The sequence below is a fragment of the Bosea sp. OAE506 genome, assembly GCF_040546595.1.
Lineage (GTDB): Bacteria > Pseudomonadota > Alphaproteobacteria > Rhizobiales > Beijerinckiaceae > Allobosea.
On the sequence record NZ_JBEPOB010000001.1, the window covers coordinates 3,850,853 to 3,863,623 of the forward strand.

The window sequence follows — 12,771 nt, forward strand, 5'->3', positions numbered from 1 at the left end:
CCGCATCGGGTTCATCTGCAAACGCCCTGGCGGCATCTCGAAGCGGCGGTTGATCTGGCCAAGGATTTCCCGGCGACGCAGATGATCATCAACCACACCCGCTTGCCCGCCGATCGTTCCCCCGAGGGGCTGGCGGCCTGGCGACGAGCCTGGAGGGCGCGGCTGCGCAGCCCGATGTCGCGCTTAAGATCTCAGGACCCGGTTTGTCGGGCCGACCGTGGAGGGTCGCGGCCAATGGGCCGGTCATTCGCGATGCGCTCGCCATCTTCGGCCTGGACCGGGCCATGTTTGCCAGCAACTTCCCGGCCGACAGCCTCGTCGGCGATTTCGATACGATCTTCTCGGGCTTTCTCGCCGCGACGGCGACCTTGCCTAGAAGCGACCGCGACCGGCTGTTTCACGACAATGCCCGGCGCATCTACCGGCTGTAAGCCGCCGAACCACCCAAGCTCATCATAAAAAAACGGAGGAGGAACCGATGACCACAATCAACAAGAGGCAGACGCTCAAAAGCATGGTCGCAGCGTTGGCACTCGCGGCGGGTTTCGCCGTGCCGGCGGCCGCCCAGGTCACGATTCGTTACGCCCATGTCGGCTCCGAGGGCGACATTCAGTACTGGTATGCCGACGAATTTGCCAAACGCGTCCAGGCGCGCACCGAAGGCCGCGTCAAGGTTCAGGTCTTCCCGAATTCGCAACTCGGTGGTGCGCAGGAGACGGTCGACGGCGTTCGAAGCGGCGCGATCCCGCTGGCCCACCACGAATTTGCTTCGCTATCGCGGCTGATGCCGGAGATTGCAGCCTTCGCCGCGCCCTTCATCTATCGCGATGGCACGCATGCGATGGCCGCCACGGACCCGGCCAACTCCGAAATCATGAAGGAGATGTCCGAGCAGCTGGTCAAGCAGGCAAACATCCGCATCATCGGCCGGCTCTATCGCGGCGCCCGCCAGATGACGGCGAAGATGGCGGTCTATTCTCCCGCCGATCTCAAGGACAAGCGGTTCCGTGGCGTGCCGCTGCAGCTCTGGACGACGATGATCAAGGGCATGGGCGCGGTGCCGACGCCTGTCGAGGTCGCCGAACTCCCCACCGCTCTCATGACGGGCATGGTGATCGGCCAGGAAAACCCTCTCACCATGATCAACGCCAACAAGCTCTATGAGGTGCAGACCCATGTGATGCTCACGGGGCACATGCAGAACGTGCTGCCGGTCTTCATCAATGAGAAGACCTGGCAGTCGATCCCCGAGAAAGACCGAGCCGTGGTGTCGGCAGTCGCGGCGGAAGTCGGCGAGGAAACCCTGAAGCTCGGGCTCGAGGCCGAGGTCAAGCTGATCGACGAGCTCAAAAAGAAGGGCATGACCTTCGTCACCGAGAAAGACGGCCTGAAGGTGGAAGAGTTCCGGAAATCAGTGAGCGCGCAGGTCAACGCTGATTTCCCGACCTGGGCACCCATCATCGCCCGCATCAGCGCCATCAAGTGAGGCCGGAGCCGGGGCGTCACGCCCCGGCTTTCCGCCCTGCCGATCTGATCCGCGGCCGCCGTCCGCTTCCAACGAGGCTGTCTTGCAAAGCTCTAATCTCGTCTTTGACGCTCCCGTCACGACCGTCGCCGTGGACAGCAGAACCTACGCGATCGACCGCGCCGTCGAACCTCTGCGCTGGTTTTTTCGCTGGGGCAGCCTGGCGATGCTGGTTGCGATGGTGTCGCTGCCCTTCGTCCAAGTCGTCTCGCGCGAAATCTTCGCGACCCCGATAATTGGCGTGGAGGAACTGGCGCGGTTCATGCTCATCTGTTCGGTCTTTATGGCATTGCCCTATGTCATCTCTGCCGGCGCCAATATCCGGATGGAGGAGATCGTGGCGCTGCTGCCGGCCTCCGTGGTGCGAGCCGCGCGAATAACCGCCGCAATCGCCGCCACCGTGACCTTCGCAGCGATCACTGGAGCCAGCTTTGTCGCCATCGGTGGCAATCTCGACAACTCCACCCCGACTCTTGGCATCCCCTATTGGGTCTTCCTGGGCGCCGCGTTCATCAGCTTTGCCATGAGCACGCTCGAATGCGGCATCCAGGCCCTCAAGGCCATTCAGGACCGGCCGCTCTACGTCACATTTCCGCAAGAGCACGAGCCCGACGAAGAGCTCGATCTCCCCGAAGAGATGAAGCACTGAGGCGGAAAATCCATGGCCATTACGATTATTCTCGCCTTTGTGGCGCTCTTCATTTTCGGGCTTCCCGTCGTGGTCGCGATCGCGGTGCCGGCCCTGCTCTATGTCATGCTGTCGGGCTTCCCGCTTGAGCTGGTTGCACAACGCATGACCTATGCGCTCGATTCCTTTCCCCTCGTGGCCGTGCCGGTGTTTATCTTCGTCGGCAGCCTGATGAACCAGGCCGGCATCACCAGCCACATCTACCGCTTCGCCCATACGCTGGGCGGGCGCGTCCCCGGCGGGCTGGCGCAGGTCAATGTGATCGGCTCGCTTGTCTTCTCGGGAACCTCCGGCGCAGCGCTTGCCGATATCGGCGGCCTCGGTCGGATTGAAATTCGCGCCATGGTGCGGGCGGGCTTCACCCGCGCCTATTCGGCGGCCATCACCGGCGCATCTGCTGTCGTCGGACCGATCTTTCCGCCCTCTATCCCTCTGATCATCTATGGCTCCGCGACCAGCGTCTCGATCGTGCAGTTGCTGGTGGCCGGCATCATGCCGGCGCTGCTCTACGTCGCCTTGCTGATGCTGACGGTGGCCTGGCTAGCCAAGCGTCACAACCATCCGCGCTCGAAGCGCTGGCCAACGTTCCGCGAACTGTGGACCACGTTCTGGCCCGCCGCACCGGCGCTGATGACGCCTCTCCTGCTGATCGGCGGCATGTTGGGCGGTTATTTCACGCCGACGGAGGCCACATCGATCACAGTTGCCTATATCCTGCTGATCGCCATGGCGTTCTACGGAGGCTTGACGTGGGAGCGATTGCGCTTCGCGTTGTTCGATACGGTCAAGACCAGTTCGGCCGTGCTGATCATCGTCTCGGCTGCGGCGTTATTCGGCTGGATCCTGACCGTCGAGCAATTGCCGCAAACCTTCACGCGCAGCCTGCTCTCGATCTCGACCGATCCGATCGTGCTGCTGCTCATCGTGAATATGCTGCTCTTGATCGTGGGAATGTTCCTCGACAGCACGACGGCCACGCTTCTGGTGGCCCCGCTGGTGACGGCGCCGCTGGTGCTGGCGGGCGTTGACCCGGTCCATCTCGGGATCATCTTCGTCTTCAACCTCATGATCGGCCTGCTGACACCCCCAATGGGCCTGGCACTGTTCCTGTTGTCGGACATCGCCAAGACCTCGATGCCTTCGGTGCTGAAGGCGGTGATCCCGTTCTACATCCCGCTCTTCGGCGCGCTGGCGATCATCACCTTCTGGCCCGATCTGACGCTGTGGCTGCCACGGATGCTGCGCTGATCTTTAGCACAAGACGATGGGCTTCGACCGTTGCCAGTTGGAGAGCGCTAGGCGGGGCAACCGGTACTGACTTCGTTGCGAAGAAGGAGGAGCCTCCGGCCAGCGCAGCGGCGGATAGGACAGTTGCCGTCCTTGACCATCACCGACAGCGTCCTCGACCGGGCTCACCCGCGGGGCAAAGCAGTTGCATTGAGGCATTGATCGAAATCATCGATATGCCATCGGCAAGCTGCTCTTTTGGCGCGCAACCGCCTGAGTTCCTCGGCCATGGCCTTGACCTGGCGCGCCCTGCTTTCGTCACGTCAGCTATACCGGCCCAAGTAATCTAACCGCCGCGGCGCAGCCTCACAGGCCTTCTTGCTCGAGTCTGCATCTGCCTGTTCGCAGTGGGACGGCGTTAAGCCGTGCCCCATGAGCCGACGGGAAGATGACCGGGCAGCCCGTGATGGCCGCCACATGCCGGCGAAGTCCCCTAAGACTTGGGGGCCAACTTTGCCCATTACGAGGGGCCCACCCCTGAATCAAGAGGCGCTAACACGTTGAACATGTTGATATCTTTTTGGTGCCACATGAGTGGCGCGACCTACGGGAGTCTAAGTCATCGCGGGAAAATACTAATTAAATCAGTCTGTTGCATCGCTTCTTGCCACTGTATGTTACCATCATTCATACCATAATTGATACCACCTTAGGCGTCTGTTCGTAGCTGACTGCGCGGCCGAGCCACGTATGTGGGCGCCCCCAACTCGACAGGTCGATGCTCGCAAAATGCTGCAGCAACCGGTCGAGCTCGAGGTGTTGGCTTCGGGGCTACTGTTCGCGAGCAGATATTGGGCAAGGCCGCCGAGCCTTGAACCCTAGAGCTACGGATCCGAAAAAGCAGACCCAGCGCAATATCCGCGGCCTTGGCAGCGCCCTGCGCTATGATACCGTGAGTTTAGAGCGGATTGAAAAGCCGCCACCGGCTTCGCCGTCAGTACCTTCGGCGCGGCCACTCGCAGGGAGGATTACGATGCGCAAGACGCTTGCGGCCGCAATCGCGGCCTGTCTAGTCGCGGCTGCACCGGCCGCACATGCCCAAGAGAAACTCAAGATCGGTGTGATGGCGACGCTCTCGGGCGCGCTCACATCAGGCGGCGAGGACGGCGTCCGCGGCGTACAGATCGCGGCGAAGGAACTCGGCAACAAGCTCGGCGGACGCGATTTCGAGCTGATCGTGACGGCCACCGACGCCAGCCCGGATTCCGCCCTGCGGGCCGCGCGCAAGCTCGTCGAGCAAGACAAGGTGCAGATCATCATCGGACCGCTCTCCGGCTCCGAAGGCATCGCGATGCGCGACTACAGCAAGACCGTCCCGAACCTGGTGATGATCAACGGCTCGTCGGGCGCGCTCGAGACCACCTTCGTCAACCCGTCGCCGAATTTCTTCCGGTTCAACAGCGACGGCGCCATGTGGATGGCCGGCCTCGGCGAATACGTGCTGAAGGACAAGGGCTTCAAGAAGATCTCGGTCATCGCGGAGGATTATTCGTTCCCCTACACGCAGGTCTTCGGCTTCGCGATCGGATATTGCCGCGCGGGCGGCCAGATCGCGCAGCGCCAATGGGTGCCGCTCGGCACCAAGGATTTCGGCTCGGTGATCGCCAACATCCCGGACGATGTCGATGCGGTCTTCCTCGGGCTCGGCGGCGGCGACGCGGTCAACTTCCTGAACCAGTACAGCCAGACCGGCGGCAAGGCGAAGTTCATCGGCGGCTCGATCATGGTCGACCAGACGGTCCTGTCGTCCAAGGGCGCGGCCAAGCGGCTCCTCGTCGGCACACCCTCCTCCGGCGGCGTCGCCGATGCCTGGGACGACCCGCGCTGGAAGGCCTGGGTCAAGACTTATCAGGAGGCCTTCCCGGCCGATAAGCGCTTTGCGAGCCCCTCGCTCTTCGCGACCAACTACTACAACGCCGTCAAGGCCCTCGCCGTGGCGATGGAGAAGGTCAATGGCGATCTCTCGGATGGCGGCGCCAAATTGCGGGCGGAGCTCGCCAAGGTCGAACTCGACGCGCCCAATGGCAAGATCAAGCTCGACGACAACCGGCAGGCGATCGCCACGACCTTCATCACGGAAGTCGCGGAACTGCCCAATGGCGACCTGACGAACAAGTTCGTGCGCGCCGTGCCGGACGTGACGCAGACGCTGGGGCTCTCGCTGGACGCGTTCAAGGCCATCGGGCTGCCGTCCCGCACCAACCCGGAATGCAAGCAATAGGCGCTCGAGCGCCCGATGGAGAGGACGCGCGGATGCGCGTGCCCTCTCCGCTCCCGTCACGTCCCGACTCCCGGCCCCTTCGAGCGGATCTCGCGGTGCCAAGCCGGCGGCTTGCCTGACGAGGCCCAGCTTCCTGCGTCGGACCTACTTTCGCGAGGCATCATGAGTCGCGCAGTTGCGGTCTGCCACGGTCCCTTCGGCCGCGTCGCGATCTACGATCTCGACCGCCCGCTGGTGCTGCATGCCCACCGCGAAGCCCACCTGATCTTCTTCCTCGAAGGTTCGCGCGGCCTCGTCACGGTCAATGGCCGCACAACCGTCGTCGATCCCTTCATGGGCGTCGCCATCAACCCCTGGGAGCCGCACAACTTCCAGCCCCTGCGGCCGGGCTCGCTCGGACTGTTCCTCGTCGTTTACCTCAAGCCGGAATGGCTCGCGGCCCAGACCATGACATTGCCGGGCGCACTCGTCTTTCCGGCTTCCGAACTCGTCGTGACGCGCGAGCTCGCCGCGTGGCGCGACGAGGTCGTCGACATGCTGCTCTCCGAACATCATGAGCTCAACCTCGCGCCCGTGCTGATGGCGCTGGCGCAAGCCTCGAGCGAGCCGATCGGACAGAACCTAGCCTCCGACCTGATTCACATCGCCCCCGAGAGCGCCATCGATCGTCGCGTGCTGCGCGCCCGCCGGCTGATCGAGGCCCACCCGACCTATGATGGCGCGCTAGAGCGCGTCGCTCGCGAGGCCGGACTGTCGCGCGCGCATTTCTTCAAGCTCTTCCGCGAGCAGGTCGGCGTCACGCCCACCGTCTTCGCCAATACGGTCCGGCTCGACGCTGCGCTGGATCGCCTGGTCGCCTCGCGCGACCCTGTCACGCGGATCAGCCAGGTGCTGGGCTTTTCCTGTCAGAGCGTCTTCACCCGCTTCTTCACCTCACATATGGGCATGGCGCCGCGCGACTACCGCCGCGTCCTGCGCCGCGTCGGCCCGATGCCCTTGCAGGTCCGACATGGCTGACTTCATCGGGCGCCGGCCGATCTGGTCGCTGATCATCATCCTGGCGGTGGCCATCCTGGTCTGGCTCATCTTCGCGATCTGGACGCCGGGCATGGAAGCCAGCTTCGGGCGCAAGCGGGTCTTCCTGAGCGCCCTGTTCAACGGCATCACGCTCGGTGCGCTCTACTTCCTCGTCGCGAGCGGCTTCACGCTGATCTTCGGGCTGATGCGCAACGTCAATCTGGCGCATGGCTCGCTCTATCTGTTCGGCGGCTATCTCGGCTACAGCGTCGGCGAATGGACCGGCTCCTGGCTGGTGGCCCTGCTCGTCGCCTTCCTGGTGGTCGCGATCGTCGGCATTCTGATGCAGGTGCTGCTGTTCCGCTGGATGGAGGGGCAGGACCTGCGCCAGACGCTGGTCACCATCGGCCTCTCGATCATCTTCGCCGACCTGCTGCTCTGGGGCTATGGCGGCGACACCTTCCAGGTCACGGCGCCGGACTGGCTCTCTGGCCCGGTCACCCTGCCCTTCGCCGTCGCGCTTCGCAGCAATGGCGAAGCCGTGATGATGACCTATCCGCTGGTTCGCATCGCCATCCTCTGCGGGGCGATCATCGTCGGCGTGCTGATGTGGCTGGCGCTGAACCGAACCCGGGTCGGCATGCTCGTGCGCGCCGGCGTCGACGACCGCGACATGCTCTCGGCGACCGGGGTGCGCGTGCAGCTCGTCTTCGTCATGGTCTTCGCATTCGGAGCGGGCCTGGCCGGGCTGGCCGGCGTCGTTGGCGGAACCTTCCAGTCGCTGCAACCGGGTGAGGACACGCGCATCCTGCTCTCCTCGCTGGTCGTCGTCATTGTCGGCGGCATGGGCTCGATACCGGGCGCCGCGGTCGGAGCACTGATCGTCGGCCTCGCCGAGCAGTTCGGCTCGGTCTACATGCCGACCTATGCGGTGATGCTGACCTTCATCATCATGGTCGCGGTGCTCGCGATCCGGCCCCAGGGCCTGGCGGCGAGGCGCTGACCATGGCGCTGGCGGGTCTCGACATCGAGCAGCGCGCGCGGCCTCGCGAGAGCTTCGGCGAGTGGGTGGCGCGGCGCGGCACAGCCTTCTGGGTGGTCGCTGCCCTGCTCGTGCTGATGCCGGCGATCGCCAGCCCGTTCTGGCTGGTGCAGATCATCGCCTACGCGCTGATCCTCGGCATGATCGCACTGAGCCTGATGTTCCTCGCCGGCTATGGCGGCATCGTCAGCCTGGTGCAGATGACGGTGGCTGGGCTGGCCGGCTACCTCGTCGCGATCCTCGGCAGCAGCGCCATCACCCAGATCAGCCTGAACTGGCCCTGGTGGGCAGCGGTACCGATCGCGATCCTCGTGGCGACGGTATTCGGCACGCTGTGCGGCGCGCTGTCGGTGCGCACCGAGGGCATCTACACGATCATGATCACGCTGGCGATCGCCTCGGCCTTCTACTACCTGACGCTGCAGAACTACACGATCTTCAACGGTTTCAGCGGCTTCAACGGCATCCTGCCCCCGGTCTTCCTCGGCGTCGACTGGGGTCAGGGCATCCCCTTCTACTATCTCACCTTGTGCTGCGTAGCCCTTGCCTATGGCGCCGTGATCTATGTTTCACGCGCGCCCTTCGGGCTGGCCCTGCAGGGCACCCGCGACAATCCTCGCCGCATGGCGGCGCTCGGCTTCGACGTCGTGGCGCACCGCATCGCCGCCTATGGCTTCGCCTCGCTGATCGCGGCTTGCGCGGGTGTGCTGCTGGTCTGGTACCAGCGCCAGATCTCGCCCGGCACGGCCGGCGTCGGCCCTGTCGTCGACATGCTGATCATCGCTGTGGTTGGGGGCCTGAGCCGCCCGCTCGGGCCCTTCATCGGCGCGCTGGTGTATGTCCTGCTGCGGACCTTCGCGCTCGACGTGCTCGAGGGCCTCGGGCTCGACGGGCGCCGCTACCAGCTGCTGATCGGGCTCGGCTTCCTGATCATCGTGCTGTTCTCGCCCGACGGGCTGATCGGCATCTGGCAGCGCCTGCGCGAGCGCTATCGCCGCAGCGACGAAGCCCGCGACGGCGCCATGGGCGGCGGAGGCGCGCGATGAGCGCCATCGTGTCCCGCGAAAGGCTGACAGCGGCGGGTTCGGCCAATGCGCTGGAGCTGCGCGGCGTGTCGCGGCTCTTCGGGGCGCTGGCGGCGCTCACCGACATCACGCTGTCGGTGAAGCCCGGCGAGCGTCGGGCCGTGCTCGGCTCGAACGGGGCCGGCAAGACGACGCTGTTCAACTGCATCACGGGAGATTTTGCGCCGAGTTCGGGCGTGATCCGCTTCTTCGGCGAGGATGTTACCGCCTTTCCACCGCAGGAGCGCATCCGTCGGGGTCTGCGCCGCACCTATCAGATCTCCTCGCTGTTCGCCGGACTGTCAGTGCTGGACAACGTCTATCTCGCCTGCCGGGGCGTGTCGCGGAACCGCTTCTCTCTGCTGCGGCCGCGCCGCGACGACACGTTGGTCCAGGCGGCCGAGACTCTGGTCGAGGCGGTGCATCTTACCGCGGTGAAGGATCGGCTGGTCGGCGAACTCGCCTACGGCCAGCAGCGCCAACTCGAAATCGCCCTCGCCTTGTCGGGCGCGCCGCGCTTCATCCTGTTCGACGAGCCGGCGGCCGGCCTTTCGCCCACCGAGCGGCGCGACCTTGTCCACATCCTGACCTCGCTGCCGAGCCATATCGGCTACATCATCATCGAGCACGACATGGATGTGGCGCTGCGCGTCGTCGAAAGCGTCACGATGATGCATAACGGCCGCATCTTCAAGGAAGGCGCGCCGCAAGAGATCGAGACCGACCCCGAGGTCCAAGAGCTTTATCTCGGCGGCGGTCATGGCGGAGGCGTCCATGGCTGAGCGCTTCAAGGCCCCGGCTGGCGTCGGCGTACCGATCCTGCAGATCGCCGGCCTCAACGTCTTCTATGGCCGCTCCCATGCGCTGCAGGGCGTCGACCTCACACTGCAGAGCGGTGTGCTATCGGTCGTCGGCCGCAACGGCATGGGCAAGACGACCATGTGCAAGGCGATCATGGGGCTGGTGCCGGTCAGCTCAGGCTCGATCCGCTTCTTCGGCGAGGAGATCGCGGGTCGCAGCCCGGCCGAAATCGCGCGGCTCGGCATCGGCTATGTGCCGCAGGGGCGCCGGCTCTGGCGCTCGCTCACGGTCGACGAGCATCTGCGCCTGATGCAGCGCGGCAAGCGCGGCGCCTGGACGCCGGAGCGGATCTACGAGGCCTTTCCGCGGCTGGCCGAGCGCCGCAACAATGGCGGCGCACAGCTTTCGGGGGGCGAGCAGCAGATGCTGGCGATCAGCCGAGCGCTGTTGATGAATCCGCGCCTGCTGATCATGGATGAGCCGACGGAAGGGCTTGCGCCCGTCATCGTCGCCCATGTCGAGGAGATGCTGGTGCGGCTCGCCGAGCAGGGCGACGTCGCAATCCTCGTCATCGAGCAGAATATCGGCGTCGCGACGGAAATGTCCGATCCGGTCGCGATCATGGTCAATGGCCGGATCAACCGCATCATCGCCTCGGCGACGCTGGCCGGCGATCGCGAATTGCAGCAGCGCCTGCTTGGTGTGGGTCGGCATGGTCACGACGAGACCGACGGAACGGCTGGCGCAGACTCAACCTCTGCTGGCACGCCGGAGCGCCCTGCCCCCGCAGCCGCGGGGCCGATTCGGGTCTACAATGCCAACCCGGTGATCCCGACGCGCTGGTCGCAGCCTGTGCCGGCGCAGCGCATCGAGGCGCAGGCGCGGACGATCTCGCGCCCGACGCTGGCGACGCTGGACGGCCGCAGCGTGGTCGAGGCGCGGCGCAGCGCCGCCTCCGCCGCCGTCGAACCGCATGTCGTTGTCGTCGGAACGCTCGACACCAAGGGCGAGGAACTGCGGTTCATCCGCGACCTTATCCGGGCCGAAGGTCTGAGGGTGCGGCTCGTGGACATCTCAACCTCGGGCCGCAGCGCCGGCGGCGACGTCTCGCCGCAGGAGATTGCCCTCGCCCATCCCCGCGCTCCGGCGGGCATCGCGTCCGGCGACCGCGGCGCGGCAGTGGCTGCGATGACCGAGGCGTTCAAGGCGTGGCTGCCGCGTCAACAGGGCGTGCTCGGCGTGATTTCGGCCGGCGGTTCGGGCGCGACCGCGATGGTAACCCCTGCCATGCAGGCTTTGCCCGTCGGCCTGCCAAAGATCATGATCTCGACCATGGCCTCGGGCGATGTCGCGGCCTATGTCGGATCCTCCGACATCACCATGATGCCGGCCGTCACCGATGTGCAGGGGCTGAACCGGGTCTCGCGGCTGGTGCTCGGCAATGGCGCGCGCGCGGTGGCTGCGATGGCCAAGGCGCGCCTGGCCGAGTTGACCAAACCGGCGACGGCACGCCGCGGCGAGCCCGAGAAGCCGCTGGTCGGCCTCACCATGTTCGGCGTGACGACGCCCTGCGTCCAGCAGGTCTCGCGGCTGCTGGAGGCCGAATGGGAACCGCTCGTCTTCCATGCCACCGGAACGGGCGGGCGCTCTCTCGAAAAATTGGTCGAGTCCGGCCTGGTCGGAGCCGTCATCGATGTCTCGACCACCGAAGTCTGCGATATGATGATGGGCGGTTTCCTGCCGGCGACGGAGGACCGGTTCGGCGCGATCATCCGCACGCGCATTCCCTATGTCGGCTCGGTCGGTGCGCTCGACATGGTCAATTTCTTCGCGCCCGAGACGGTGCCGGAGCGCTATCGAAGCCGCAATCTATACCCGCACAACCCGCAGATCACGCTGATGCGCACGACGCCTGACGAGAATGCGCGGATGGGGCGCTGGATCGGCGAGCGACTGAACCTGATGGAGGGGCCAGTGCGCTTTCTCCTGCCCGAGCGCGGTGTCTCGGCGCTCGATGCCCCCGGCCAGCCCTTCTACGATCCGGCTGCGGATACCGCCCTGTTCCAGGCGCTAGAGCAGACGGTCCGCCCGACGCCGACGCGGCAGCTGATCCGCAGCCCGCATCACATCAACGACCCGGCCTTCGCGGCAGCCCTCGTGCAGCAGTTCCGCACGCTGCATGCCGGGCGTCGTCGCGAGCGGGCGAAGGCGGGAGGAGCATGATGGCCAGCTTCGACAAGAAGAGCCTGCTAAAGCGCTTCCGGGCGATGGTGAAGGCCGGCGAACCGATTGTCGGAGGTGGTGCCGGCACAGGGCTATCGGCCAAATGCGAGGAGGCCGGCGGGATCGACCTCATCGTCATCTACAATTCCGGCCGCTACCGCATGGCCGGCCGCGGCTCGCTGTCAGGCATGATGCCCTATGGCGACGCCAATGCCATCGTTATGGAGATGGCGGCCGAGGTGCTGCCGGTGGTGAAGACCACGCCGGTGATCGCCGGCGTCTGCGGCACCGATCCGTTCCGGCGCATGGATGTCTTCCTCGACGAGGTCGCGCGGATCGGCTTTGCCGGGGTGCAGAACTTCCCAACCGTCGGGCTGATCGACGGCGTCTTCCGCAAGAACCTCGAAGAGACGGGCATGGGCTTCGGCCTCGAGGTCGAAATGATCCGTCTCGCCAACGCCAAGGGCCTGCTGACGACTCCTTACATCTTCTGTGAGGCCGATGCGCGCGCGATGGCCAAGGCGGGCGCCGACATCATCGTCTGCCATCTCGGGCTGACGACCGGCGGGGCGATCGGCGCCGAGACGGCGCTCAAGCTCGCCGACTGCCCGGCGCTGGTCGATGCCTGGGCCGCCGCCGCGCTGGCGGTGAAGCCCGATGCGCTGATCCTCGTGCATGGCGGCCCGGTGGCCGAGCCGGCGGATGCCGACTTCATCATGAAGCACACCAAGCACTGCCACGGCTTCTACGGCGCCTCCTCGATGGAGCGGCTGCCGGTCGAGGTCGCGATCCGCGACCAGACGCGCGCCTTCAAGCGCATCGGGCGCGATCTCACGGACAAAAAGCCGGCCGGGAAGGCTGGCAAGGCGAAGTGACCCGGGCAACGGGTGGGAGGATGAGGAC

At 65.4% G+C, this 12,771-nt stretch carries 11 protein-coding genes; all 11 read left to right on the plus strand.

Annotated features, from left to right (window positions below; all coding sequences use genetic code 11):
- The first annotated feature begins 149 nt into the window (after window positions 1–149).
- The 11 genes from ABIE41_RS18705 (at window position 150) to ABIE41_RS18755 (ending at window position 12,743) form a co-directional block, all read left to right on the plus strand.
- Complete coding sequence (locus ABIE41_RS18705) at window positions 150–431, plus strand: amidohydrolase family protein (RefSeq protein ID WP_354193504.1); 282 nt, start codon at window positions 150–152, stop codon at window positions 429–431.
- Between the two features lie 47 nt (window positions 432–478).
- The gene (locus ABIE41_RS18710) at window positions 479–1,486 is read left to right on the plus strand and encodes a TRAP transporter substrate-binding protein (protein WP_192641767.1); all 1,008 of its coding nucleotides are present in this window, start codon (window positions 479–481) and stop codon (window positions 1,484–1,486) included.
- Window positions 1,487–1,616: 130 nt separating this feature from the next.
- On the plus strand, window positions 1,617–2,174 hold the full coding sequence (locus tag ABIE41_RS18715) for a TRAP transporter small permease (protein ID WP_192641768.1): 558 nt from the start codon (window positions 1,617–1,619) through the stop codon (window positions 2,172–2,174).
- Window positions 2,175–2,186: 12 nt separating this feature from the next.
- Complete coding sequence (locus ABIE41_RS18720) at window positions 2,187–3,461, plus strand: TRAP transporter large permease (RefSeq protein WP_192641769.1); 1,275 nt, start codon at window positions 2,187–2,189, stop codon at window positions 3,459–3,461.
- 1,012 nt (window positions 3,462–4,473) lie between these two features.
- Complete coding sequence (locus tag ABIE41_RS18725) at window positions 4,474–5,721, plus strand: ABC transporter substrate-binding protein (protein WP_192641770.1); 1,248 nt, start codon at window positions 4,474–4,476, stop codon at window positions 5,719–5,721.
- A gap of 162 nt (window positions 5,722–5,883) precedes the next feature.
- Entirely contained in the window at window positions 5,884–6,738 is an 855-nt protein-coding gene (locus tag ABIE41_RS18730; protein ID WP_192641771.1) for an AraC family transcriptional regulator, read from the plus strand.
- Complete coding sequence (locus tag ABIE41_RS18735) at window positions 6,731–7,741, plus strand: branched-chain amino acid ABC transporter permease (protein WP_192641772.1); 1,011 nt, start codon at window positions 6,731–6,733, stop codon at window positions 7,739–7,741. Before ABIE41_RS18730 ends, ABIE41_RS18735 begins: the two co-directional genes overlap by 8 nt.
- A gap of 2 nt (window positions 7,742–7,743) precedes the next feature.
- Window positions 7,744–8,826, plus strand: coding sequence for a branched-chain amino acid ABC transporter permease (locus tag ABIE41_RS18740; RefSeq protein WP_192641773.1), 1,083 nt, complete (start codon window positions 7,744–7,746; stop codon window positions 8,824–8,826).
- Window positions 8,823–9,626 (plus strand): ABC transporter ATP-binding protein, encoded by an 804-nt coding sequence (locus ABIE41_RS18745; RefSeq protein WP_192641774.1) that lies wholly within the window; start codon window positions 8,823–8,825, stop codon window positions 9,624–9,626. Before ABIE41_RS18740 ends, ABIE41_RS18745 begins: the two co-directional genes overlap by 4 nt.
- Window positions 9,619–11,868, plus strand: a complete 2,250-nt coding sequence (locus tag ABIE41_RS18750) for an ABC transporter permease (protein ID WP_192641775.1) — start codon at window positions 9,619–9,621, stop codon at window positions 11,866–11,868. The genes ABIE41_RS18745 and ABIE41_RS18750 overlap by 8 nt, the downstream gene beginning before the upstream one ends.
- Window positions 11,868–12,743, plus strand: coding sequence for a phosphoenolpyruvate hydrolase family protein (locus ABIE41_RS18755; protein WP_192641776.1), 876 nt, complete (start codon window positions 11,868–11,870; stop codon window positions 12,741–12,743). The genes ABIE41_RS18750 and ABIE41_RS18755 overlap by 1 nt, the downstream gene beginning before the upstream one ends.
- Window positions 12,744–12,771 lie beyond the last annotated feature (28 nt).